Origin of the sequence: Bradyrhizobium sp. 45 (genome assembly GCF_023073155.1) — a bacterium.
Classification (GTDB): domain Bacteria; phylum Pseudomonadota; class Alphaproteobacteria; order Rhizobiales; family Xanthobacteraceae; genus Bradyrhizobium; species Bradyrhizobium canariense_D.
Map to the genome: position 1 here is coordinate 25,057 of NZ_JADPIX010000015.1, position 24,634 is coordinate 49,690.

Consider the following 24,634-nt stretch of genomic DNA (forward strand, 5'->3'; position numbering starts at 1 on the left):
GAAAGCCTCCTGATGGACTCCCTCAATCCCGATCTGCCGCCGCTCACCGAGACGCCGGCGCCGCCGCGAGTCTGGAAGTTCTGGGGCACGGCGCTGTGGGGCATCGCCATCTTCGCAGCCATGTTCGTCGGGCAGATCGGGGCCATCGTCTATCTGGTCTGGGTCGCCCGTGACCCAATCGACCTCGCATCGATGCAGCACATCGGTCGCGAGCCGGCGTCGCTCGCGTTTTCGGTCACGATGGGCCTGCCGGCGACGCTGGCCGCCGTGTGGCTGGCCATCCGCATCAAGAAGGCCTCCTTCGTCGACTATCTCGCGTTCTATTGGCCGTCCTGGAAGCAACTCCTGTTCGGCGCCGTCGGGCTGATCCTGATCGTGGTCGCCTGGGAGACGATGTCGCGGAGTCTGGGCCGCGAGGCGACGCCGGGCTTCATGACCGACCTGTTGAAATCCGGTCGCGACAAGGGCGCGGCGCTGATGCTGCTGTTCGCCTTCAGCGTGGCAGCGCCGATGTCCGAAGAGGTCCTCGCCCGCGGCTTTCTGTTTCGCGGCTGGTCTGCGAGCTTCCTGCGCGTGCCCGGCGCCATCATCCTGTCGTCGCTGGTGTGGACGGTCGTGCATCTGCAATACGACCTGTACTTCCTCGCCGAGGTCTTCTCCATCGGCCTGTGGTTCGGCTACATGCGCTACCGCAGCAGCTCGCTCTGGCTCACGATCGTGCTGCACGCGCTGAACAATCTGACGGCGGTGGTGCTGACGATGTGGCTGGGGAGTTAGGCCACCAGCGCGATCGCGATCGGCATCGTGATCGCCGCCAAAATCGTCTGCAGCGTGATGATCTGCGCCAGCAGCGGGGCATCGCCGCCCATCTGGCGGGCCAGCACATAGGCGCTGGTGGAGGTCGGCACCGCGGCGCAGATCGCGACGATCGCGAGGCTGTCGCCGGATAGTCCGAACCAGACGGCGAGCACCAGCGCGACCGCGGGCATCAGCACCAGCTTGAACACCACGCCGATAGCCGCGCCCGCGCTGGGACGGAGCAGGCCTTCAAGATGCAGTCCGGCGCCGGTGACGAGCAGGCCGATGGCGAGCGAGGAGCGGCCGAGTGCGTCCGCCACCTCATGCCAGATCTTCGGCAACGGCAGGTGGATGACGTTGACGACGAGCCCGATCACGCAGGCCCAGATCAGGGGATTGCGGACAACCGTCATGACAACGGTGCGCGCGGATTGCTTCTTCGGCGCTGCGTAGTGCGCGAGCACCGCGACGCTGAGGACGTTGACCAGCGGAATGATTGCCACCATCGCGACGGAGGCGAGCGCCAGCCCGACCTCGCCGAACATATTGGCGGAGACGGACAGCGCCACATAGGTCTGCCAGCGGATCGCGCCCTGGAAGATCGAGGTGAAGGCGGGGCCGTCGATATCGAGCCGCGACAGGGCGGGGCGGAGCGCGAGGCAGAGCAGCGACATCGCGAGCGCTGACAGCAGCAGCGCGCCGCCGACGCCTGCGACCGGGACCTTGGACAGGTCGGCCTTCACCAGCGTCTGGATCAGCAGCATCGGAAACAGCACGAAATAGGTCAGCCGCTCAAGCCCGTTCCATTGCGTATCGAGCCGCATCAGGGTGCGCTTCAGCACCACGCCGAGCACGATCAGGATAAAGACGGGGAGGAGCGCCGCAATCACGACGGCCATGGATCAGTCAGGCCCCGGGGCTGCGCGCAGATTGGCGAGGCGGTCGAGCGCGCCTTGCAGGATGAAGATCGCGGCGTGCTCGTCGATCACTTCGGCGCGCTTGGCGCGGCTGACATCCATGCCGATCAGCTCGCGCTCGACCGCGGCGGTCGACAGGCGCTCGTCCCAGAGGCCGATGGGCAGCGCGGTCAGACCGGCGAGGTTGCGGGCAAACGCCCGGGTCGATTGCGCGCGCGGGCCCTCGCTGCCGTCCATGTTGATGGGCAGGCCCAGCACGAAGCCGACGGCCTTGCGTTCACTGGCGATCGCGAGCAGCCGGGCGGCATCCTGCTTGAACGCCTTGCGCTGGATCGTTTCGACGCCGGTAGCTAACCGGCGGTCTGGATTGGAGACGGCAACGCCAATTGTCTTGGTGCCGAGATCAAGGCCGACCAACCCGCCGCGTTCGGGCCAGTGGGTTGCAGCATCGACGAGAGGCAGGATAAGAGCCGGCATGGTGTTAGCGCATATCACGCGTCGCGCTACGGAGTGAACCCGGAACATGGATGCGCTGACATTATTCGGCTTGTTCGCCGTGACAGCGATGCTGGTCGCTTACGCCCTGGAAGACCGCAGCCACTGGTTCGTGCTGATGTTCGCAATGGCCTGCGTGCTCGGTTCGGCTTACGGCTTCCTGCAAGGGGCCTGGCCGTTTGGCGTGGTCGAGGCGATCTGGGCCGTCGTGGCGCTGCGGCGCTGGCATCTCAGGCCGGAGAGACAGGCCGGGCGAGGGCGTCTGCGGACGGCAGGGTCCTCGCCCGGGTATCGGATCAACGGATCGCGATCGGGTTGATCATTGCCTGCACGCCGCCGGTCCAGCGCGGCTGGCCCAGCACGAACAGGAATTCGTAGCCCTTGTCCCTGGCAAGCGCGGCCGTATCCATGTTCTCGAGAATGTAGGTCCCGTTCATCGCGAGCAGGATCTGGTGCACCTCGAACACGTTCTTGGACTCGAACGGCAGCACCTCGAGCGCCCAGGTGTCGGCGCCGATCGCGACGACGCCCTTGCTGGTCAGGTATTTTGCCCCTTCGACGCCCAGACCGGGCTCGCCGGCCGAATAACGCTTGTCGTCCTTGCCGATCAGGCTGAGCCAACCGGTGTGGAAGATGACGACGTCGCCCTGGCGGATCTCAACACCCTGCTTCTTGGCGACTTCGTCGATCTCCTTGACGTTGAAGGCGGTGCCTTCCTGCACGATATCGGCGTTGTAATAGGCGGCCATATCGAGCAGCACGCCGCGGGTGACGATCGGCGGCACCTTCTCGATGCCGAGCTTCTTCAACCCGGTGGGATCGGCGAAGTCGGCGAGCTTGTTGCCATTGTAGTAGACGTGCTCGACGCCGAGATGGCCAAGGCCGTCGAGCTGGCTGCCGATGCCGACCCAGGTGTCCAGGATGTCGTCGTTATAGGTCGCCTTGTTCGGCCCGAGACCGGCGATGCCTGCCTGTCCCGGCTGCACCACGGTGATCTTGAAGCTGCGCGGCGGATAGGCCGGCGTGCTGGACGTAACGGGGATGCCGAGTGCGTAGGTCTTTCCGGTCTTCACCAGAGATGCAGCCTTCAGCACGAGTTCAGGCGTCATGTAGTTGGCGGCACCGATCTCGTCGTTCGGTCCCCATTTCGACTTGGTCCAGTCTTGAGCGCTTGCTGTTTCGATCGTCGCAGACAACGCGGCGACACAGCACAACACGAGTGTATTGCGCATCGATAGTCCTCCCGATGTTTTTGCCGATGTTTGGCTTCGTTATGATTTCGCGCTGGCCAGTCGCTCATCCTAACGTAGAAAAGCCGTCGGCTTCAAAACTTTTCGCGGTGACATGCTGCGGCGGCTGAACGCAGCGCTCGCCGTGCGCAGCGTCGATTGAATCAAGTACGACAGATTTGTGACAGTGAATTTCGCGCGGTGGAACGCGCTGGCATCTCAGGCCGCGATGAATTCGTCGTCTTGTTTCAGGCAGGCGGCAAACCCGTTCAGTGCACTGGTTTGATGTCCGGCACGACGCTGGATGAAGAGCGTCTCGACCTGCGCGTGCGAATGGCTCAGCGCGTGGATCGAGACGCTGCCGTTGATCGCACTGCGTTCGACCACGGCGCGCGGCAGCAGTGTCACGCCCATGTCGGCGGCGACACAGCCGATCATGCCGTCGAGCGTGCCGAGTTCGAAGCGTGCGGCTGACGGCCAGCCGAGCTCGACAAAGATCTGTTCCAGCCGCTGCCGGTAGGTGCAGCCGGTGCGGAACGTCAGTGCGGTCGGGCCCGACTCCGGCGTGCCGGCGCGCAGCTCGGCGAGCGTGGCCCAGCGCCGCGCACTGACCAGCACCAGCTCTTCGCGGAACGCGCTTGTCGCGGTGAGATCGGCATGCACGATCGGACCTGCGACGAAGGCGCCGTCGAGGGTGCCTTCGAGCACGCAGGCGACGAGGTCGGCGGTGGGTGCGGTGCGCAGGCTCAGCCGGACGGCGGGAAAGCGGCGATGAAAATCGGCCAACAGCGGCGGCAGCCGCACCGCTGCGGTCGTTTCCATCGAGCCGATCGCGAGCGGTCCCTTGGGCTCGCCGTCGTCGCAGGCGGCGAGCACGGCTTCGCGCGCTAATGCGGACATCCGTTGCGCGTAGGGCAAAAGGCGCTTGCCCGCACCGGTCAAGGTCATGCCGCGGCTATGCCGTTCGAACAGCGGCGTGCCGATCTCGGCTTCCAGTGCCTTCACGCGCTGGGTGACGTTCGACTGCACCGTGTTGAGCTCTTCCGCCGCGCGGGTGATGCCCCCGGTCCGGGCGACGGCAGCGAAGGTCTGGAGGTCGCTGAGTTCCATAATATCGTTTCTCTTTTGAGATGGCAGCGTTCGTAAGAAATCAATTTTGGAGAATGGTATTCTAGACTAATATTCGTGTCGAGAGCGGAGGAGCCATGCCGATCACCACGCCGCTGACCCAGCTCCTGGGGATCAAGCATCCGATCCTGCTGGCTCCAATGGACACGATCGCCGGCAGCCGGCTGACACGGGCTGTCAGCGAGGCCGGCGGCTTCGGGATCCTGGGTGGTGGCTACGGCGATCAGGAACGGCTCGAGGCCGAGACCAGGCAACTAAGCGGCTTTGCTTCGTTCGGTATCGGCTTCATCACGTGGAGCCTGGCAAGACAGCCAAGACTTCTCGACATCGCACTCGACGCCAATCCGCAAGCGATCATGCTGTCATTCGGCGATCCTGCACAATTTGCAGCGCGCATCAGGGCGTGCGGGGCGCGCTTGATCTGCCAGGTGCAGAGCGAGGACATGGCGAAGCAGGCACTGGATGCCGGTGCGGACATCCTGATCGCGCAGGGTACCGAAGCCGGCGGTCACGGCGCATCGCGCACAACCGTCGATATCGTACCTGCGATCGTCGATCTCACGGCCGGGCGCGTGCCGGTGGTTGCCGCCGGCGGAATTGCCGATGGTCGCGGGCTCGCCGCGATGATGATGCTGGGCGCCTCCGGCGTGCTGATCGGCACGCGCTTCTATGCGAGCGTGGAGGCCAATGGCGCGGAGGAAGCCAAGCAGCGCATTCGCGACGCTGATCCCAATGACACGGTGCGCGGCGTCATCGTCGACTGGTCACGCAGCCTGTTCTGGCCGGCCCCGTTCACCGCGCGAACGCTGGTCAACGATCATATCAGGCGCTGGACCGGCCGCGAGGTCGAGCTGATGCAGCGCGCCGCCGAGGTGACCGTCGAATATGCCGCGGCAAGGGCCGCTGGCAATTTCGAGGTCGCCGCGGTCTTTGCCGGCGAGGCCGTCGGCCTGATCAATGATATTCCGTCCGCCGCCGAAATCGTCGAACGGATCGCGACCGAGGCCGAGCAACTGCTAACCGGCCGGCGTAATTCCAGCGTGTCCGCCTAAACTGCGAGAGAACAACCATGTGGCCGAACCGTCGATTGATCGATCTCTTCAAGACCGAATTCCCGATCGTGCTGGCGCCGATGGCCGGCGTGATGGACGCGGAGCTGGTGATCGCCGTTGCGCAAGGCGGAGGCCTGGGCTCGCTGCCGAGCGCGATGCTGTCGCCGGAGAAAGCGCGCGAGCAGGTCAACATCATCCGGCAGCGCGTCTCCACGCCGGTCAACATGAACTTCTTCTGCCACACACCGGTCGAGCTCACGGCCGAGGCGGAGACGCGCTGGAAGCAGCGCCTCGCGGGCTACTACCGCGAGCATGGCCTCGATCCCGCCGCACCCATCAATGCCGCGAACCGCGCGCCGTTCGACGCCGGCTTCTGCGAGGTCGTGGAGGAGCTGAAGCCCGAGATCGTCAGCTTCCACTTCGGCCTGCCGGAGGCCGCGCTGCTCAAGCGGGTCAAGGCGGCCGGCTGTCTGGTCATCTCTTCGGCGACGACGGTGAGGGAAGCGGTCTGGCTCGAGCAGCACGGCGCTGACGCGGTGATCGCACAAGGCGCGGAGGCTGGCGGACATCGCGGCATGTTCCTGACCGACAAGATCTCGGAGCAGCCCGGCACCTTTGCGCTGGTGCCGCAGGTGGTCGACGCGGTGAAGGTCCCAGTGATTGCGGCCGGCGGCGTTGCGGATGGCCGCGGCATTGCAGCCGCCTTCGCGCTCGGCGCGGCCGGCGTGCAGATCGGAAGTGCCTACCTGCGCTGCCCGGAATCCAAGGTCAGTGCGGCGGCCCGTGCGGCGCTCGCCGAGGGACAGGATGATTCCACCGTCATTACCAATGTCATGACCGGGCGGCCGGCGCGCGGCGTTCAGAACCGCCTGATGCGCGAGGCCGGCCCGATTTCGCCGGACGCGCCGCCATTTCCCCACGCCGCAACGGCGCTGGGACCGCTCAAGGCTGCGGCCGAGAAGCAGGGCAGGGTGGATTTCACCAATCTCTGGGCCGGGCAGGCGATCGGCCTGGGCCGCGAGGTCCCGGCAGCTGAACTGACCCGCGATCTCGCCAAATCGGCGCTTGCCCGGATGAAGGCGTTGGCCGGATAGGTCCCTAAAGCGCGATGAGCTTCGGGCGAAGCCTGATCGTGCTTTTGGTTCTTGTTTGCGCATGATCTTTTCGGAAAACCGCTTCATACTTTTCCGGATCATGCGCTGGCGCCGGTTGCGGCGCAAAAGCGGCCTCTGCTATACGGCACATAGGTTTTGCCGTGAGAGGCCTTATATAATGTCCGTCGACGCCGCTACCGTCCGCCGCATCGCGCATCTGGCGCGCATTGCGGTTTCCGAGGGCGAGGTTCCGCATCTGCAGGGCGAGCTCAACGCCATGCTCGCCTTTGTCGAGCAGCTCTCGGAGGTCAATGTCGAGGGCGTGGAGCCCATGACCTCGGTCACCCCGATGCAGATGAAAAAGCGGCAGGATTTGGTCAATGACGGCGAGATCGCCGACGATATCGTTGCCAACGCGCCCGCGATCGAAGGCCACTTCTTTTTGGTGCCGAAGGTCGTCGAGTAACTTTTAGGACGTGGTCCGATGTGCATGCTTTGCGACGACGAGAAGGCCTATCAGGCTTACATGAACTATCTCGACAAGATGGAGCGGCAGGGCAAGGCTGCCGACCCCAACGTCGCCGTCAATGCCGTGCTCGACGAGATCGAGGCGGCTGCGAAAGCGGCCGCCAAGAAAGACGACCCGGCCAACGACAAATCCCTGTCTCCGTTCTTCTGCAGCCCGATCAATAAATGACCGATTTGACATCGCTGACGCTCGCGGAGGCCCGCAAGGGCCTCGCGGCAAAGACTTTCACGTCCCTCGAGCTGACCGACGCGCATCTGAACGCGATCGAAGCCGCGCGCGTGCTCAATGCTTTCGTCATGGAGACGCCCGACCGCGCGCGCGACATGGCGAAGGCCGTCGACGAGAAGATCGCCAAGGGTGACGCGGGGCCGCTCGCCGGCATTCCGCTCGGGATCAAGGACCTGTTCGCGACCAAGGGCGTGCGCACCACGGCGTGCTCGAAAATCCTCGGCAACTTCGTGCCGACTTACGAGTCCACGATCACCTCGCAGCTGTGGCGCGATGGCGCGGTGATGCTGGGCAAGCTCAACAATGATGAGTTCGCGATGGGCTCGTCGAACGAGACCTCGTGCTTCGGCCCGGTCGGCAATCCCTGGCGGCGTGATGGCTCCAACACGACGCTGGTGCCGGGCGGCTCGTCTGGCGGCTCGGCCTCCGCCGTGGCGGCTCTGCTCTGCATGGGCGCGACCGCGACCGACACCGGCGGCTCGATCCGCCAGCCGGCGGCGTTCACCGCGACCGTCGGCATCAAGCCAACCTATGGCCGCTGCTCGCGCTGGGGCATCGTCGCCTTTGCCTCCTCGCTGGACCAGGCTGGTCCGATCGCGCGCAGCACGCGCGATGCCGCGATGCTGCTGCGCTCGATGGCTGGCCACGATCCCAAGGACACGACCTCGGTCGATATGGCCGTGCCGGACTACGAGGCCGCGATCGGCAAGTCCGTGAAGGGCATGAAGATCGGCATTCCCAAGGAATACCGTCTCGACGGCATGCCGGCCGAGATCGAAAAGCTTTGGGAAGCGGGCGCGGCCTGGCTGAAAGCGGCCGGGGCCGAGCTCGTTGAAGTGTCACTGCCGCACACCAAATACGCGTTGCCGGCCTATTACATCGTGGCGCCGGCGGAGGCGTCCTCCAACCTCGCGCGCTATGACGGCGTGCGCTTCGGCCTGCGCGAGCAGGGCCGGAACGTCAACGAACTCTACGAGAACACCCGTGCAGAAGGTTTTGGCGCTGAGGTGAAGCGCCGCGTCATGATCGGCACCTACGTGCTCTCGGCCGGCTATTACGACGCCTATTATTTGCGCGCCCAGAAGGTGCGCACGCTGATCAAGAAGGACTTTGAGGATTGCTTCGCCAAGGGCGTCGACGCGATCCTGACGCCGGCGACGCCGTCGGCAGCCTTCGGCATCGGCGAGAAAGGCGGCGCGGACCCCGTCGAGATGTACCTCAACGACATCTTCACGGTGACCGTGAACATGGCGGGCCTGCCGGGCATCGCTGTGCCCGCCGGCAAGGATGCGCAGGGCCTGCCGCTCGGCCTGCAGCTGATCGGCCGTCCCTTCGACGAGGAGACGCTGTTCTCGCTCGGCGAGGTGATCGAGCAGGCCGCCGGCCGCTTCACGCCGGCGAAATGGTGGTGAAGATGGCGGCGTATATCGCCAGCCTCGACGGCGCCGCGCCGCCGCCGGACCTCAGCGCTCCACTTGCCGCACTATGGTGGGCCGCCAAGGGCGACTGGGACGAGGCGCACAAGATCGTCCAGGACGAGAGCGGCCGCGCGGCCGCTTGGGTGCACGCCTATCTGCACCGGGTCGAGGGCGACCTCGGCAACGCCGGCTATTGGTACCGCCAGGCCGGCCAGCCCGTGGCAACGGATTCATTACAGGCAGAGTGGGAGCGGATCGCTGCCACGCTGCTCGGGAGCAAGCCATGAACGCACCTGCCGCACCCCACAAACTTCTCAAGGGCTCAACCGGTGACTGGGAGATGGTCATCGGCCTGGAGGTCCACGCTCAGGTGACGTCGAACGCGAAGCTGTTCTCCGGCGCCCCCACCGCATTCGGCGGCGAGCCGAACTCGCATGTGTCGCTGGTTGACGCGGCGATGCCAGGCATGCTGCCTGTGATCAACGAGGAATGCGTCAGACAGGCTGTCCGGACCGGCCTCGGGTTGAACGCGCAGATTAATCTGCGCTCGGTGTTCGACCGCAAGAACTATTTCTATCCAGACTCGCCGCAGGGCTACCAGATCAGCCAGTACAAGTCGCCGATCGTCGGCGAAGGCGAGGTCGTGGTCGAACTGGACGGCGGCAAGACCGCCACCATCGGCATCGAGCGGCTGCATCTGGAACAGGACGCCGGCAAATTGCTGCACGATCAGTCGCCGACCATGTCCTATGTCGATCTCAACCGCTGCGGCGTAGCGCTGATGGAGATCGTGTCGAAACCCGACATCCGCGATGCCGAGCAGGCCAAGGCCTATGTGACCAAGCTGCGCTCGATCCTGCGCTATCTCGGCACCTGCGACGGCGACATGGAGAAGGGATCCTTGCGCGCCGACGTCAACGTCTCCGTGCGCAAGCCCGGCGCGCCGCTGGGCACCCGCTGCGAGATCAAGAACATGAACTCGATCAATTTCATCGGCCAGGCGATCGAGTACGAGGCCCGGCGCCAGATCGAAATCCTCGAGGACGGCGGCGCGATCGACCAGGAGACCCGGCTCTACGACCCCAACAAGGGCGAGACGCGGTCGATGCGGTCCAAGGAAGAGGCGCACGACTATCGCTACTTCCCCGATCCCGACCTGCTGCCGCTGGAGTTTTCGCAAAGCTTCGTCGACGAGTTGAAGGCTGAGCTGCCCGAGCTGCCGGACCAGAAGAAGACGCGCTTCGTCGCGGATCTCGGCCTGTCGGCCTACGACGCCAGCGTGCTGGTCGCCGAGCGCGAGAGTGCCGTGTTCTACGAGACCGTGTTGGAGAAACTCGCCAACCGCGCGCGCGACGGCAAGGTCGCCGCGAACTGGGTGATCAACGAGCTGTTCGGTCGTCTCAACAAGGAAGGCCGGGATATTACGGACTCTCCGGTCGATGCCGCACAGCTCTCAGGGATCATCGACCTGATCGGCGAGGGTACGATCTCCGGCAAGATCGCCAAGGATCTGTTCGAGATCGTCTGGCAGGAGGGCGGCGATCCCCGCGCACTGGTCGAAAGCCGCGGCATGAAGCAGGTCACGGATCTTTCGGCGATCGAAAAGGTTGTGGACGACATCATCGCGGCCAATCCCGACAAGGCGGCGCAGGTCAAGGACAAGCCGCAGTCGCTCGGCTGGTTCGTCGGCCAGGTGATGAAGGCATCCGGCGGCAAGGCCAACCCGCAGAGCGTCAACGAGCTGCTCAAGTCCAAGCTCGGCATCTGACCTCGCGCGTTCGAACGAGGTGACGGACAGGCTTCGTCACCTCGCTTTCGGTTCGCGATGCGACGCTCGCGCACATCCTCTGCGACGAACTTCATCCCGATCGAACGCGACACGCCGACCGAATCGCCGTCACGCGATTCGCGCAAAACGGCGACTTGCACGCGCTCTGACGAGCGCTCGCGCCGTTAATCATGAAAATATTTTCGTTGCCAAAAGTCGCGACTCAGAGTCCGCGAAGCGCCTTCGCGAGGCGCTCGGGCGATCGGCAGGATGCATCATTGCAACGATCGTGCGCGATGCACGCGTGCAAGAAAATACTTGCTGCATAGTGTTTTTCTACAATCGCATCTGTTGCAAACGTCGATGCAGCAGGCACTCTCTGCGATCGCAAGCACACCTCATGCAGTCCGTTTGCATCGCGTTCGCCGGCGCAGGCGCGTTTCGCCGTCAACACTTCTTTAAGCGAGACGCTGTTTTTTTCGTTGTGTTGGTGTATTCGGGATGAGTGTGCACTCGATCCCCGACTGCATGCAGCGATTAAGCCATCTCACACATCGGAGGGCAACATGGCCAAGAAAGCTAAGAAGGCAAAGAAGGCGAAGAAGGCGAAGAGCGCAGTGAAGAAGACTGCGAAGAAGACCCGCAAGGTCGCCAAGAAGAAGTAACTTCGCTTTTTGAAGTTGCCGGCTCCTAGAGAGCCGGCACGTCATCAGCGCCTCTCGAAAGGTTCTGGTCGACGATAGAGGGTGTCGGCGAGACATCAGGTCAACGGTCGGATTGTTCTCTTCGCGGGTTCGCTCGCTAAGCCCGGTCCGGCAGAAGAAACAAGTTTTCTTCGTTCGGTGCGGCTCTCCGTAAGGGGCTCCGCAATTTCACAGGCGGCCTTCGGCCAACGTGGAATCTGGTCCTGACGTGTTCGCCGACGCCCTCGTTCTCATGAGGCCGGGGTATTGCCGGCATTCCCATATCCCGACATTGTTGATCTGACCGCGATGTGGCCGTTCTGCCCTTGAGCAGTCAGGGTTGTCGCATATGACGTCAGCGGCGCCTGAGCGAGCACCTCGTCCTTCGAGAGGACCGCTTAGCCGTCCCCTCCGGATGAGGCTCGGCTGCATCCATCTGCGTTGATGCTGCCGCATCCTCATCCCTCATCCTGAGGGCCCGCCGCAGGCGGGCGTCTCGAAGGATGGCCGCAGTCGAGCTTCCAGCCATATACTTCTTCATATGCGCGCCCTACTTGAGCAGGGAGGCTGCAGCGCAATTGCAGGCAGTTCGCGCACCTCTTCTCCATTTGCGGTGTCATCGCCCGGCTCCGACCGGGCGATCCAGTACCCCGCAGCTTCTCGTGGGACCATTGCTGTTTCTGGAATACGGTGACGACAGCAGGCGGGGACACCACAGGACGCGCGTCACCGTGCGCAATGGTTATCGTTCTCCCAAAATCCCAAGGTAAACCGAATCTGACGAATTGCAGAAGTCCCTGCAAAATAGGGATTTCTTGCATTTGTCGTGCGCGCCTGGCGCGGGCGCGTTTACGTCTGCTTCATCGCGATACTTAAACTGCCATTCAAATTTGCCCGCCATCATTACCTCCAACAAGCCGGCAAACGGCACGGGCAAAAAGCCTCGGGGATGAGTTGAACAGTTGATCGGACGGGAGCCGCGCTCGGGGTACGAGACGGCATAAGAAAAAAGGGGATGCGTTATGTTTCAGGGTACTTTCGATCTGGAGACCGCGACGCCGATCGATGCAGGCGCGCTGTCGGACGTGCTGTTCGAGCGCGGCCTCTATTGGGCGAGCGGACGCGCCGGCCTCGTCGATCTCGTCGCCGCGCACAAATGGTTCAACCTCGCCGCGCTCAAGGGCCGCAAGGACGCCGTGACGCTGCGCCAGGAAGTCGCCGGGCAGATGTCGGATGCCGATATCTCAGCCGCCCAGCGCGAGGCGAGGGCCTGGGTCTCCGCCCACTGAGCGGTGAATCACGTCCCGGCGGTCGTTTTCGCAGGCGAACCTGATTTTCGCTAATCGGTTCCCTCGTGGTCCGCCATCCGGATTCGGAGCGGCGTGAGCGATCCCGACGAGATGACTGGGCGCAGATCAGAGGCGGCGGATTTAGATCGCGCCCTTGCACTATGATCTGGGATACTTCGACCCGGAGCAGATAACCCTGCAACCTCTCGACAACCCGTTCGGCACGAGGCTGTCACCCATGTCTTAGGTACGTTCCGTTACCCATGTCTTCGGGCCGGACAGCTGCGGAGTGGCGGAGAGGGAGGGATTCGAACCCTCGATACAGCTTGAGACCGTATGACGCTTTAGCAAAGCGTTGCCTTCAGCCACTCGGCCACCTCTCCGGTGCGAGCCTTATGCATCTAATTACTTGGGCTGGTCAATTTGGAAGCGTGTGTTTTTGCTCGAATATTCCCAGCGAATTCCGAAACCAGGCGGTTTGCTCTCGGGCCGAGAACGTAACGCCGCGATAACGGACGCCAAGTTGGAGGTTCTGGCGCTTGTATTAAGAGTGGTTCTGGCGCGGACAAAGGCTCCCTTCATCCATATAAACGATTGATTTTGCTTTCAAATTGGATCGGATGGCCCGCGTGTGGGACGACTGCCTTCGTCGCCGACCGCCTCTATCAAGTGAATCATTTGCAAGCGATTGATTTGATTGTCTCTTCCGCGATTCGCCACAAACTATGAGCGGTGATTGCCCTCAGATCGGCCGACGGGGTCCCGTGTCAGGGCTGCGGGAAGGGCGCTCTCACTATTAGTCGGGATAACTCGCTCGCCGGCCGAGGATCTGCCCCGTCGCGCCAGGCGTCGCCGTAACCAGGGAGGGCCTTAACTGGCGATTTCTCTTTCCGTGGAAACGGCCTTGGAAATCAAAGCAGGGACGATCTGGCACGCTGTTTCATTCTTCAACTGTCAGGACTCCGCCGCTACGGATCTCATCTTACAATAGTCAGGACGTAGAGCATCCAGCTGGGTAGCTCACTGCGAGATATCGATAGGCAATATCCCGACCGCTTCGAGACGTACGCGTTTTCAATCGGTCCTGACGACAACAGCGATCTCCGCAAGCCGCTCGAAAAGTCATTCATAGCTTTGTCGATTGCGAGACAAGCTCGACGGTGAAGTCCTGCAAGCGATCGACGATGCGCAGATCGATATTTTGTCGATCTTGCAGCCGCTTGATGGTCAGGCCAGCCAGTTCCCGAAGGGCTGGCGCACGGCGAGTCCCTGGTTGATTCCACGATTCGGGCGCCCCAGACCCACAGCGAGGCGTCTCCACGGATGTGAGGGGCTGGTGCCGGAACTTTTGATGGCAGATGAAATCTGTCGAAAAAGATCAGTAGATTCAAAGTGTTACAAAGTCGCCCTGATCACATCTGCGTGTTATTTGTGCAACACCCGCTGGAAAACACGCTCGATCGGCCGGTTCTGAAGCGTTCTGTTGTTGTGTGTGCAAGGGGGTTCGGTAATTGTGACTGAGCGACGGAGGGGGGCATCCCGAGGTCGTCCCGTCTTAGGTGGTTCGCTTAAGTCCCTCGCGTTCAGCGGGTGTGTCCGAAGGCGCGAAGCGACTAAGCGGTGAATTTAAGGGACAAGGGAACCAACCTTAGGGTGTCTTCACCCAGCGGATCCGGAACCTTCCCTATGGCAAACTTGGAGGTTTAACATGAAGTTGGTTAAGAGCCTTTTGCTCGGTTCCGCGGCGGGTCTGCTCGCTGTTGGCGGAGCGCAGGCAGCCGATCTCCCCGTGAAGGCCAAAGCGGTCGAATACGTGAAGATCTGCTCCCTGTACGGTGCGGGTTTCTACTACATCCCCGGCACCGACACCTGCATCAAGCTGGGTGGTTATCTGCGCGCTGAAGTCGCGCTGAACACCAACTCGGACTTCAGCGGTCAGCTCACGTCGAACAACGGCGCGCGCAACCGTCTGACGAACTACTACACCATGCGCGCTCGTGAAGATCTCAACATCGACACGCGCACCGCGACCGAGTACGGCGTCGTCCGTACCTTCTTCGACGGCGTGTTCTCCTGGACCACCGGCAACTACGCCGGCACCGGCAGCGCGACCGGTACCACTGCCTACAGCAGCACGCTGGCGCTCAACACCTCCGGCGCCGCCCCGGCGCTCGTTGGTTCGGCCGTCAACGGCACCGACGGCGCGACCTCCGGCGGTTCGCTCGGCGTGTACTACGCCTTCATCCAGTTCGCTGGCTTCACCATGGGTAAGGCCGTGTCGCAGTTCGACGCGCCCTGGACCAACTATCCCGGCAACAACTTCGACAGCCTCGTCGGCGGTTCCGGCACGGTCACTGGTGTCAACCAGTTCACCTACACCGCTGACTTCGGTCAGGGCGTGACGGCGTCGTTCTCGGCTGAAGATGCGACGGCCTATTACCAGGCTGGCAACCTGAACATGACTGGCGCGACTGCGGCTGGCATGATCGGCGGTTCGTATGGCTCCAACGCCATCGGCGGTTCGCGTTCGCCGAACCTCGTCGGTATGGTCCGTGTCGACCAGGCTTGGGGTCTGTTCCAGGCGTCGGTCGCTGCGCATGACAACCACGTTGCCTACTACGGCGCCACCGAGCCGACTGGCCATCCCGACGACAAGTGGGGTTGGGCTGCTCAGCTCGCTTTGTCGATCAAGAACATCCCGACTGGCGCGGGTGACGTGATCAACATCCAGGGCGTCTACACCGACGGCGCATCCCGCTACAACTTCCAGAACCTGGCGGGCGGCAGCTACTCGATGTTCGGCAGCTCCGGCGTTGCCTACCAGAGCGTCGGCTTCGCCATCGCTCCGGACACCGTGTTCGTGACCGGCAGCGGTCAGGAAACCGTCAAGACCTGGGGCTTCCGGGGTGCCTACACCCATAACTGGGATCCATACTGGAACACCGCGATCTACGGTGCTTACGCTCAGGCGCAGTACGGCACTCTTGCCAAGACCACCCTCTGCGGCGCTGGCGGTGCTGGCGGCGTGTTCGGCGGCCTGGCGGGCGTGACGGGTTGTAATCCTGACTTCGCCATCGGCCAGGTCGGTGTCATCACCCGCTGGACCCCGGTCAAGAACCTGACGTTCTCGGCCGACCTCTCCTGGACCCATCTGGACCAGAAGTACGCTGGTACGGTTGCTTACGCTGGTGCCGGCACGACGGCCAAGCCGGCCGCCGTGTACGAGCTGAAGGATCAGGACACGCTCGTTCTGCTCCTCCGCGCTCAGCGCAACTGGTAAGTTCGGTCTAACGACCTGACAGAGAGCCCCGGCGGGAAACCGCCGGGGCTTTTTTTGCACCAGGCGGACCACGGATCTCCGACATGTTCTGAAGAACGAGTGGAGTGTGGAATGATGAGTAGCTTTGGGTGATCAAGAGCTGGGTTCGGATCGCGCGATCAAGACCACTTCAGCCGCCGCGGCAAGAGGCGGAGGCGCCGGCAGGTCCTTGAGATTCATGGCCACCACGGCGTCCAACGTGGTCTGCCCGTCTAGACCGCAACCAGCGCGAGTCGAGCGGCATAGAGCGGGTTAGGCCGCGTCGACGACGCCGGAGTTTAGGCGTGGTGCGACAGCCGTAGAAGCGCCGGCCGATAGGGGGCTTGCGGATCGTCGTCCTCATTCGAGGGAATTGTGCAGGAGCCGAATTCCTGTCTGATCCGCTCGATCTCGGCGATGCGCTCGTGCAGCCGCTGCAGATGCTCCGGGGATTTCGCCCGCCAGAATCGAAATGTATCGGCGGTGAGCGGGAGGAACGCGGTGCCGAACAGCGTCGGCTCCGGAACGACGGTTCGCCCGAGCAGCAGGAACCGCCTGGCACCGGAGACGACGAGGGTCGCGTAGCCGCGGTTTCCGATCCTCTTGATGCCATTCAGCGACCATTCGGCGAGCTTGCTGAAATAGGGCTCCTCCCGCCAGCGATCGGGGCAATGGTCATCGACGGTAACGTTGACCGCGTCCTGGCTGAAATGCACGATGATGCCCGATTTCGCCGGAAACCAGTCGTCATCCAGATGGCCCTGCAGCCAGGCGCAGACGAAGGACCGGCACATCTGCGGACGGCGCTCGTAGATGGTGCATCCAGTGCCCGTCTTCCAATGCCTGCACAGCTGGTTCACCGGCTTGTCGACGGCCGCCACTTCGAGGATATCGCAGCAGGCATTGCATGAGCCGCATTGCCGGGCTGGCTGGGCTGTCCTCGTCGGGCTGGTTCCGCGAAAACCCTGCCCGTCGCGGACCAGCAGCTTCTGCTTTTCCAGCGCATTCAACGCACGTTCGATTTTGAGACGAGATAGTCCCGTGGCGTCGATCACACCCTTCATCGTCGTCGCGCCTGCCTCTACTGCACGGGCGACGCTCAACATTGCCTGATCCATGTTTGTAGTTCTTTTCTTCTCTTATTGAGGCGCGCCCGATCCGCCCTGCACGATCTTCTCGTTCAGCTTCTCACCGTACGGTCTGGAGCACTCCGGCCCATGTTGATGGCCCCGCCTCAAACGCCGGGAGCTGACCGCGTTACCCCCTCGCGCGGATACCTTGTTATCGGATCGCCGCAAGCGAGTCTCATAGGCACGCCGCTATTCCACGCTGCCGGCGCCACGGCGCAAATCAGCCTCGATCTGCAACCGGGTGCCGCCGCCGAAGCGGGCGCGGTAGACCTGAAGGTTCTCCATGATCCGCTGCACATAGTTGCGCGTCTCCGAGAACGGGATCAGCTCGACCCAGTCGACCGCGTCGACCTTGGGGTCACGCGGATCGCCGTAGCGGTCGATCCACTTCTTCACACTGCCGCGGCCGGCATTGTAAGCGGCGAAGGTCATGATGTAGGAGCCGCGATAGTCTTCGAGCAGTCCACCGAGCTCGGCCGAGCCGAGCGTGGCGTTGTAGGCCGAATCGTTCTTCAGACGCCCCAGATCGTAAGTCCCGCCGTGCCGCTTGCAGACATAGCGCGCAGCGTCCGGCGTCACCTGCATCAGCCCATAGGCCTGCGCCGGCGAGACGACCGAGGGATTGAAGGCGCTCTCCTGCCGCGCGATGGCGTAGATGATGCTGCGCTCGACCTCGGGTCCGATCGGCGTGAATTGCGGAATGCCGTTGACGGGATAGGCATAGAAATCGAACGGCAGCCCGCGATTGAGCGCGGCCTTGCCGAGCAGCAGCATGCCGCGCGCGTCGCTGTGGCGCTGGGTGAGCTCGCCGAGGCCGGCTAGCGCTTCGGGATCGCCGTTCTCGCCCATGTCGGCGAGCAACGGTATCACCATCTCGCGCTCGTCGAGCTCGTAGAGCAGCTGCGCGGCGCGCACGATCTCCAGCCGTTCGGCACCGCGGCTGCGCGGCTGAGCGTTGAGCTCGATCTGCGGCAGGCCGAGCTTGGCGCGTGCGAGCTGGCCGTAATAGCTGGTGGATTGCTCGGCGGCCCGCGCGTAGGCGTTGCGCGCCTCCTGCTGGCGGCCTGCAGCTTCGGCGGCGCGGCCCTGCCAATAGCCGGCGCGCGCCAGCGTGGTCGGATTGACGCTGCCGATCCCGATGCGGGCAAAGTGCTGGGTGGCGGCCGCGGGATCGTTGAGGAAGCGCAGCGCGATCCAGCCGGCGGTGAACTCTTGCTCGGTCTTGTAGATATCGCGCGAGGGCAGGGCCGCATCGCGCGCGATCAGATAGGCGCTGCGGAATTCCTCGGTGTCGATCATCTTGCGCGCCAGGAGGCGCCGTTCGATCCACCATTCGTCGAGATTGTAGAGCCGGCCCGGATCCTTCGGTGCCGACAGCATGAGCTGGGCGGCTTCCGCAAATTTCTCCTCGCGGCGCAGCAGCTGGATCTTGCTGAAGATGAAGCCCGGATCGCCGTGCAGCTCGCGCGGCACGGCTTCGAGCAGCGCACGAGCGTTCGGCGCTTTCTTGAGGGAGGCGATGCGGGCTTTGGCGAGTGCGACATAGCCGGCCCCGAGGCGCTTTGCAGCCCGCAATGCGGCCTCGTTCTCGCTGCCGTAGAGCAGCGTATCCATCCGCGCCTTCTGATCGCCGGGCGTCAGCAGCGCGCCGAACTGGTCGAGTGCGTTGTTTTCGGTCTCTTCCGACATCGGGTCGCTGCGCCAGGCATCGCGCACCAGACGTTCGGCGTTGGCACGGTCGCCGCGCGCCAGCATCGCCTTGGCGAGCGTGAAGCGGCCCTTGGCGGACACGGGGGATTCGTTCTCGAACCACGACCACGCGACCTGGTCGTCGCGCCTGTCGTCCCACATCGCGGCCTCCAGGCGCCGGCGCAGGAAGGTCTGCGAGGGCCAGCTCGGATTGGCGGACAGGAAGGCGCGGTAGCGCTCCACAGTCGCGCCATTGTCCTCGCTGCGAAGGATGATCCATTCCGCGAGTTTTCGCGCGACCGGATCCGAGATCGTGGCCGCGGCACTGGTGGCGTCGCCCGCCTTGCGCTTGCGCACGAGCTCGATCACGGTCTCCAGCGTGTCCTTGTCGGCTTGCGGCGTCGAGGAGGTCGCAGCAACCGCAGCCGGTGTGACCGGCTTGCGCGGGGCGGCATGCTGGCGGGTCGCCGGAGCCAGGACAGGAGCCGCGACGGGCTTGGCGGAGGCCGGGGCGGTCGGTCTGACGATGGCCGTTGCTGCCGGTGCGGGTGCGGTCTTCGGGACCGAGCCGCCAGCGGCCGGCTGAGGTTTCGGCGCGACAGCCGCAGGCTTCAGCTTGTCCTTTGCAGGTTCCTTGCCTGCGTTCTTGCCAGCATCCTTGCCAGCGTCCTTGGCAGGCTTCTTCGCGGCATCCTTGGCGGGTGGACTGGTCGCGCCCTTGCTTGCGCCCTTGGCGGCGTCCTTCGAAATGTCCTTGCCGGTTCCCTTGGACGCCCCCTTCGTGGTGTCCTTGGCGGCTGGCTTTGCGATTTCCTTCGCGGTTTCCTTGGCGGTCTCCGCGGTTGTCTCATTGGATTTGGCCCAGGCGGCGCAGCCGGCCGACAGCCCTGCCATCAGGCACACGACCAGACCGGTGGATCGCCATGCGGCGCGCGGAAAGGAGATCACGGCGTTTCGTCGCCCCGAATCAGTCAATTGGCTCAAGACCTAGCTGTACAAGATCTGGCTATATTTGATTGAATATGCGGACAAATACCAACAGCCGCTTACCTTTGCCGGGTTTGCACCACCACCGCGGCAAAATCGCGGCCTAAACCCGTGCGTCACACGGAAGCGGGTCTTTTACCGGCGGGATAGACCCGATATGAATGCGGCTTGCTCGAGATCGCCGCGTACGGAGGAAGTCCATGGCAGCCAAGACGAAATTCCGGGGATCGTTCACCGCCTTGGTCACGCCGTTCAAGAACGGCTCGCTGGACGAGGCGGCGTTCCGCTCCCTGGTCAGCTGGCAGATTTCGGAGGGCACCAACGGCCTGGTCCCGGTCGGCACCACCGGCGAGAGCCCGACGCTGAGCCATGACGAGCACAAGAAGGTCGTCGAATGGTGCATCGAGGAAGCGAAAGGCCGCGTGCCTGTCGTCGCCGGCGCCGGCTCCAACTCGACCAAGGAGGCGATCGAGCTCGCCCAGCACGCTGAAAAGGCGGGCGCCAACGCGGTTCTGGTCGTGACGCCCTACTACAACAAGCCGACCCAGGAAGGCATGTACCAGCACTTCAAGGCGATCAACGACGCGATCGGGATTCCGATCATCATCTACAACATCCCGCCGCGTTCCGTGATCGACATGTCGGTCGACACCATGGCGCGGCTGTGGGAGCTGAAGAACATCGCCGGCGTCAAGGACGCCACCGCCAGCATGGTTCGCGTCTCGCAGCAGCGCGCGGCAATGGGCGAGGACTTCAACCAGCTCTCGGGCGAGGATGCGACCATCCTCGGTTACATGGCCCATGGCGGCCATGGCTGCATCTCGGTGACCTCGAACGTCGCGCCGCGGCTGTGCTCGGAGTTCCAGGCCGCCTGGGCGAAGGGCGATCATGCCACCGCACTGAAGCTGCACGACAAGCTGATGCCGCTGCACAACAACCTCTTCATCGAGAGCAATCCGGCGCCGATCAAGTACGCGCTGTCGCTGCTCGGCAAGCTGGACGAGACGCTGCGGCTGCCGATGGTGCCGGTCACCGAGCCGACCCGCGTTGCCGTGCGCAGCGCAATGGTTCATGCCGGCCTCATCAACTGACGCGCTGGCCGATCGGGGAGCTTTCATGGCGATCGAGGAAAGAGGCACGCGGATGCTCACGGAGTTCCGCGAATTCGCCATGAAGGGCAACGTCGTCGACCTCGCGGTCGGCGTCATCATCGGTGCGGCCTTCGGCGCCATCGTGACGTCGCTGGTCGGCGACGTGATCATGCCCATCATCGGCGCAGTTACCGGCGGCCTCGACTTCTCGAACTACTTCACGCCGCTTTCGAGCAAGGTCACCGCCGCAAATCTGGCGGACGCGAAAAAGCAGGGCGCCGTCTTGGCTTGGGGCAACTTCCTCACGCTGACGATCAACTTCATCATCATTGCCTTCGTGCTGTTCCTGGTGATCCGTGCCATGAACAAGTTGAAGCGCAAGGACGAGGCGGAGCCGGCCGCTCCGCCGAAGCCGTCGGCCGAGGTCGAGCTGCTGACCGAGATCCGCGATCTCCTCAAGAAGTCTTGACGCGCGCGCTTCATCCAAACTGTTAGCGTCCTCGCGCATCTCGATCAGGTTTGTCCCCCATGGCCGACAAGAACGAACGTCCGATCAAGGTCATGGCGGAAAATCGCAAGGCCCGCTTCAACTATGCGATCGAGGATACGATCGAGGTCGGCATTGCCCTGACCGGCACCGAGGTCAAGTCGATCCGCAACGGCAAGAGCACGATCGCGGAATCCTACGCCGATTCCAAGGACGGCGAGATCTGGCTGATCAACGCCACCATTCCGGAATATCTTCAGGGCAACCGCTTCAATCACGAGCCCAAGCGGCCGCGAAAACTGCTGCTGCATCGCAAGCAGATCAACAAGCTGATGGGGGCGGTCGACCGCGAAGGCATGACGCTGATCCCGCTCAAGCTTTACTTCAACGAGCGTGGTCGCGCGAAATTGCAGCTCGCGGTTGCAAAAGGCAAGAAGCTGCACGACAAGCGCGAGTCCGAGAAGAAGCGCGACTGGAGCCGGGAGAAGGGCCGCCTGATGCGGGCGAGGGGATAGCGGGATGACTCAGAGAAACCTGCTCGAGGTTGATTGGACCCGGATTCCCGCCCCCGCGGATGACGGCGGCGCCGCGCACCTGAAAGGCATGACGCTGCCGCCGGTCAGCCTGCTCGCCACTGACGACACGTCAGTCGCGCTGTCGGCGCTGCGTGGCCGGACCGTGGTGTTCGCCTATCCGCGCACCGGCGAGCCCGGCAAGATCGCGCTGGTCGACGATTGGGACATGATCCCGGGCGCGCGCGGCTGCACGCCGCAGACTTGCGCGTTTCGCGATCTGTTCGCCGAGCTGAAGGCCGCCGGCGCCGCGCAGGTGTTCGGCCTCTCGACCCAGAGCAACGCGTACCAGACCGAGATGGCCTCGCGGCTGCATCTGCCGTTCCCGGTGCTCTCGGACGAGAAGCTGGCGCTCACGCGCGCCCTGAATTTGCCGACCATGGAGGTTGCGGGCCTGACGCTGATCAAGCGCCTTGCGCTGATCGTCGACGACGCCAGGATCACGCATGTGTTCTATCCGGTGTTTCCGCCCGACCGGAACGCCGGCGATGTGCTGGACTGGCTGAAGGCCAATCCGGCCAAAGGCTTGTCTAGGGATTAGTCGAGGTCGGCCTTCACCTTCGCGAACACGGAGCGGAACATGTCCGGCGTCAGCACGCGGGTGTTCGTGTTGTAGCGGGAGCAGTGATAGCTGTCGTAGAGCCTGAATGCGCCGGCCTGATGCACGGCGCCGTGGCCGAAGGGGGCTTGCGATCCCTTCAGGTTCAGCGGCTTGAGCACGGTGTCGTGCGCAATGCGCCCGAGGGCGACGATCGCGCGCAGGTTCGGCATCGTTGCGAGATTCGCGGCGAGAAACTGCCGGCAGGTGTTGATCTCGACCGGCAGCGGCTTGTTCTGCGGCGGCACGCAATGCACCGCATTGGCGATCCGGCAGTCGACCAGCTTCAGGCCGTCGTCGGGACGCGCCCGATATTGGCCCTTGGCGAATCCGTATTCGAGCAGCGTGGTGTAGAGCAGGTCGCCGGCATAATCGCCGGTGAAGGGACGGCCGGTGCGGTTGGCGCCCTGCATCCCCGGCGCAAGGCCGACGATCAGCAGGCGCGCCTTGATGTCGCCGAAAGGCGCAACCGGTGCATTGTGCCACAATGGCTCGCGCGCGCGGTTCGCCTCGCGAAAGGCGACCAGGCGCGGACAGAGCGGACAGTCACGGTCGGGGACGAGGCTGAGAGGCTGGCGGCTTGACCGGGCCGCCTCACTCCTCGAAGTCGTCATCGCCCCTCGCCGGCGCCATCGTGGTTGCGCGCTGGAGGAACTGCGGAGCGTGGTGGCGCGCCTCGCGGTCGCCGCGGTCACGCGGGGCGGGGCGTTCGGACGGGTCGCGACCGAGCTTGGACTGCAGCTCGACGAGGTCGGTGAAGACGTCGGCCTGCCGGCGCAGCTCGTCGGCGATCATCGGCGGCTGGCTGGCGATCGTGGAAATCACGGTGACCCGCACGCCGCGGCGCTGAACGGCCTCGACCAGAGAGCGGAAGTCGCCGTCGCCCGAGAACAGCACCATCTGGTCGATGTGCTCGGCGAGCTCCATGGCGTTCACGGCGAGCTCGATGTCCATGTTGCCCTTGACCTTGCGGCGGCCGGAGGCGTCGATGAACTCCTTGGTCGCCTTGGTGACGACGGTGTAGCCGTTGTAGTCGAGCCAGTCGATCAGCGGCCGGATCGAGGAGTACTCCTGATCCTCGATGATCGCGGTGTAGTAGAACGCCCTAAGTAGCGTCCCGCGGCTCTGAAACTCCTTCAGCAGGCGCTTGTAATCGATGTCGAAGCCCAGAGTTTTTGCCGTCGCGTAGAGATTGGCTCCATCGATGAAGAGCGCGATCTTGTCGGTAGAGGAAGGTGACATTCAGTTTGCTCGCGTAGAGTTCGTGATTGATCGTTTATTGTTGGCGCGGCGACAGCAAGCCGCGCGCTTCTAAAGTCCCGCCGAAACCCGTCGAAACCGCAAATCCGGAGAAGTCGGGGCAATCAAGGTATAGTTATGGCCAACTTGCACATACCCGGCGCCGCCCTCGCCGGCGGCCCGGGTAACCACCCATCCCAGCGCCAATGTGGGGGTAGCAGAGCCGTTTGGCGAGGCCAAATCACAAATTGGCCTTGCGAAACCCTCCCGGTCCCTATAACTACCGGCATTCATCCACATATTTCGTCCCACCCACAACGGAGCGACAGTCGATGGCTCGCGTCACCGTAGAAGATTGTATCGACAAGGTCGACAACCGGTTTGACCTGGTCCTGCTGGCCGCCCACCGCGCCCGCATGATTTCGTCTGGTTCACAACTAACGGTTGACCGTGATAACGACAAGAACCCTGTTGTGTCTTTGCGCGAAATTGCTGAGACCACCATTTCGCCGGAGGACCTCCGCGAGGAGCTGGTGCACTCGCTGCAGAAGTTCGTCGAGGTCGACGAGCCCGAGCCTGACACTGTGCCGCTGATCGGTTCCGCCGGTGCAAGCGTGGATGCAGACGATACCGAAGTCGCCGTTGAGCGCATGACGGAAGAAGAGCTCCTGAAGGGTCTCGAAGGCCTCGCGCCGCCCGAGGAGCAACCCGAGGAAGACGAGTAAATCGTCCCGTCGCGCTCATCGACTTCTTTGTGATCTGATCAAAGGCCCGAACCGTTGTTCGGGCCTTTGCTTTTGTTGGCGTTTTCGTGGTTACCATAGCGTCGTCGGTTCGCGCCTGTCCCTGTCACTGAATTGATCGGACACGCGCGCGATCGGAGCTAAGATGTATACACGGGCTCTGTCGTGGTCC

Annotated in this window: 23 protein-coding genes, 1 tRNA gene and 1 pseudogene; 16 read left to right on the plus strand and 9 right to left on the minus strand. The window is 63.5% G+C overall.

Annotated elements, in window-relative coordinates; all coding sequences use genetic code 11:
* Positions 1–12: 12 nt before the first annotated feature.
* Complete coding sequence (locus IVB42_RS02415) at positions 13–777, plus strand: type II CAAX endopeptidase family protein (RefSeq protein ID WP_018458318.1); 765 nt, start codon at positions 13–15, stop codon at positions 775–777.
* Here the strand turns inward: IVB42_RS02415 and IVB42_RS02420 are convergent.
* The gene (locus IVB42_RS02420) at positions 774–1,697 is read right to left on the minus strand and encodes an AEC family transporter (RefSeq protein ID WP_247369740.1); all 924 of its coding nucleotides are present in this window, start codon (positions 1,695–1,697) and stop codon (positions 774–776) included. The genes IVB42_RS02415 and IVB42_RS02420 overlap by 4 nt on opposite strands.
* A 3-nt stretch (positions 1,698–1,700) precedes the next feature.
* The gene (ruvX, locus tag IVB42_RS02425; RefSeq protein WP_007603328.1) at positions 1,701–2,192 is read right to left on the minus strand and encodes a Holliday junction resolvase RuvX; all 492 of its coding nucleotides are present in this window, start codon (positions 2,190–2,192) and stop codon (positions 1,701–1,703) included.
* A gap of 46 nt (positions 2,193–2,238) precedes the next feature.
* On the opposite strand from ruvX, the pseudogene IVB42_RS02430 reads away from it, so the two are divergent.
* Positions 2,239–2,448 (plus strand): annotated as a pseudogene (locus IVB42_RS02430) (hypothetical protein); the annotation flags it as partial.
* 58 nt (positions 2,449–2,506) lie between these two features.
* On the opposite strand, the gene IVB42_RS02435 reads toward IVB42_RS02430, so the two are convergent.
* Together IVB42_RS02435 and IVB42_RS02440 are read right to left on the minus strand one after the other, a co-directional pair.
* Positions 2,507–3,442 (minus strand): cyclase family protein, encoded by a 936-nt coding sequence (locus IVB42_RS02435; protein ID WP_247396175.1) that lies wholly within the window; start codon positions 3,440–3,442, stop codon positions 2,507–2,509.
* A gap of 216 nt (positions 3,443–3,658) precedes the next feature.
* Positions 3,659–4,549: a LysR family transcriptional regulator gene (locus tag IVB42_RS02440; RefSeq protein WP_247396174.1), complete on the minus strand. Its 891-nt coding sequence runs from the start codon at positions 4,547–4,549 to the stop codon at positions 3,659–3,661.
* Between the two features lie 95 nt (positions 4,550–4,644).
* Between IVB42_RS02440 and IVB42_RS02445 the strand changes: the two genes are divergently transcribed.
* From IVB42_RS02445 to IVB42_RS02480, 8 genes are all read left to right on the plus strand, one after another.
* Positions 4,645–5,619, plus strand: a complete 975-nt coding sequence (locus tag IVB42_RS02445) for a nitronate monooxygenase (protein ID WP_247396172.1) — start codon at positions 4,645–4,647, stop codon at positions 5,617–5,619.
* 17 nt (positions 5,620–5,636) lie between these two features.
* A complete protein-coding gene (locus IVB42_RS02450) occupies positions 5,637–6,713 on the plus strand; it encodes a nitronate monooxygenase family protein (protein WP_247396170.1) in 1,077 nt (358 codons plus the stop codon).
* Between the two features lie 178 nt (positions 6,714–6,891).
* Positions 6,892–7,179 (plus strand): Asp-tRNA(Asn)/Glu-tRNA(Gln) amidotransferase subunit GatC, encoded by a 288-nt coding sequence (gene gatC, locus IVB42_RS02455; RefSeq protein WP_085383243.1) that lies wholly within the window; start codon positions 6,892–6,894, stop codon positions 7,177–7,179.
* A gap of 18 nt (positions 7,180–7,197) precedes the next feature.
* A complete protein-coding gene (locus IVB42_RS02460; protein WP_007611210.1) occupies positions 7,198–7,410 on the plus strand; it encodes a hypothetical protein in 213 nt (70 codons plus the stop codon).
* Positions 7,407–8,882, plus strand: a complete 1,476-nt coding sequence (gatA, locus tag IVB42_RS02465) for an Asp-tRNA(Asn)/Glu-tRNA(Gln) amidotransferase subunit GatA (RefSeq protein ID WP_247396169.1) — start codon at positions 7,407–7,409, stop codon at positions 8,880–8,882. Before IVB42_RS02460 ends, gatA begins: the two co-directional genes overlap by 4 nt.
* Positions 8,873–9,175, plus strand: coding sequence for a hypothetical protein (locus IVB42_RS02470; RefSeq protein WP_085383246.1), 303 nt, complete (start codon positions 8,873–8,875; stop codon positions 9,173–9,175). Before gatA ends, IVB42_RS02470 begins: the two co-directional genes overlap by 10 nt.
* On the plus strand, positions 9,172–10,656 hold the full coding sequence (gatB, locus tag IVB42_RS02475; protein WP_204511383.1) for an Asp-tRNA(Asn)/Glu-tRNA(Gln) amidotransferase subunit GatB: 1,485 nt from the start codon (positions 9,172–9,174) through the stop codon (positions 10,654–10,656). Before IVB42_RS02470 ends, gatB begins: the two co-directional genes overlap by 4 nt.
* A gap of 1,705 nt (positions 10,657–12,361) precedes the next feature.
* Entirely contained in the window at positions 12,362–12,628 is a 267-nt protein-coding gene (locus IVB42_RS02480; protein WP_085351418.1) for a hypothetical protein, read from the plus strand.
* A gap of 290 nt (positions 12,629–12,918) precedes the next feature.
* On the opposite strand, the gene IVB42_RS02485 is transcribed toward IVB42_RS02480, so the two are convergent.
* A tRNA-Ser gene (locus IVB42_RS02485) sits at positions 12,919–13,011 on the minus strand.
* Between the two features lie 1,325 nt (positions 13,012–14,336).
* Here IVB42_RS02485 and IVB42_RS02490 point away from each other — a divergent pair.
* On the plus strand, positions 14,337–15,908 hold the full coding sequence (locus tag IVB42_RS02490; RefSeq protein WP_085357377.1) for a porin: 1,572 nt from the start codon (positions 14,337–14,339) through the stop codon (positions 15,906–15,908).
* A 317-nt stretch (positions 15,909–16,225) separates the two neighbouring features.
* On the opposite strand, the gene IVB42_RS02495 is transcribed toward IVB42_RS02490, so the two are convergent.
* Positions 16,226–17,044, minus strand: coding sequence for a YkgJ family cysteine cluster protein (locus tag IVB42_RS02495; protein ID WP_247396167.1), 819 nt, complete (start codon positions 17,042–17,044; stop codon positions 16,226–16,228).
* 201 nt (positions 17,045–17,245) lie between these two features.
* The gene (locus tag IVB42_RS02500) at positions 17,246–19,639 is read right to left on the minus strand and encodes a transglycosylase SLT domain-containing protein (protein ID WP_247370026.1); all 2,394 of its coding nucleotides are present in this window, start codon (positions 19,637–19,639) and stop codon (positions 17,246–17,248) included.
* A 293-nt stretch (positions 19,640–19,932) separates the two neighbouring features.
* Between IVB42_RS02500 and dapA the strand changes: the two genes are divergently transcribed.
* Genes dapA through IVB42_RS02520 form a run of 4 tightly spaced genes read left to right on the plus strand, consistent with a single transcriptional unit; the run spans position 19,933 to position 22,423 of the window.
* The gene (dapA, locus tag IVB42_RS02505) at positions 19,933–20,823 is read left to right on the plus strand and encodes a 4-hydroxy-tetrahydrodipicolinate synthase (RefSeq protein ID WP_247396165.1); all 891 of its coding nucleotides are present in this window, start codon (positions 19,933–19,935) and stop codon (positions 20,821–20,823) included.
* 25 nt (positions 20,824–20,848) lie between these two features.
* The gene (gene mscL / locus IVB42_RS02510; RefSeq protein WP_085351428.1) at positions 20,849–21,292 is read left to right on the plus strand and encodes a large conductance mechanosensitive channel protein MscL; all 444 of its coding nucleotides are present in this window, start codon (positions 20,849–20,851) and stop codon (positions 21,290–21,292) included.
* A 59-nt stretch (positions 21,293–21,351) separates the two neighbouring features.
* Positions 21,352–21,825 (plus strand): SsrA-binding protein SmpB, encoded by a 474-nt coding sequence (gene smpB / locus IVB42_RS02515; RefSeq protein ID WP_007603387.1) that lies wholly within the window; start codon positions 21,352–21,354, stop codon positions 21,823–21,825.
* A gap of 4 nt (positions 21,826–21,829) precedes the next feature.
* Positions 21,830–22,423, plus strand: a complete 594-nt coding sequence (locus IVB42_RS02520) for a peroxiredoxin (protein WP_085351429.1) — start codon at positions 21,830–21,832, stop codon at positions 22,421–22,423.
* On the opposite strand, the gene IVB42_RS02525 is transcribed toward IVB42_RS02520, so the two are convergent.
* Positions 22,420–23,094 carry a uracil-DNA glycosylase gene (locus IVB42_RS02525; RefSeq protein ID WP_026233573.1) on the minus strand — a complete coding sequence of 225 codons (675 nt, stop codon included), beginning with the start codon at positions 23,092–23,094 and terminating at the stop codon, positions 22,420–22,422. The genes IVB42_RS02520 and IVB42_RS02525 overlap by 4 nt on opposite strands.
* Positions 23,075–23,722, minus strand: coding sequence for an NYN domain-containing protein (locus IVB42_RS02530; RefSeq protein WP_007603390.1), 648 nt, complete (start codon positions 23,720–23,722; stop codon positions 23,075–23,077). The genes IVB42_RS02525 and IVB42_RS02530 overlap by 20 nt, the downstream gene beginning before the upstream one ends.
* 329 nt (positions 23,723–24,051) lie before the next feature.
* On the opposite strand from IVB42_RS02530, the gene rpoZ reads away from it, so the two are divergent.
* Complete coding sequence (gene rpoZ / locus IVB42_RS02535) at positions 24,052–24,444, plus strand: DNA-directed RNA polymerase subunit omega (RefSeq protein ID WP_007603391.1); 393 nt, start codon at positions 24,052–24,054, stop codon at positions 24,442–24,444.
* The last annotated feature ends 190 nt before the right edge of the window (positions 24,445–24,634 follow it).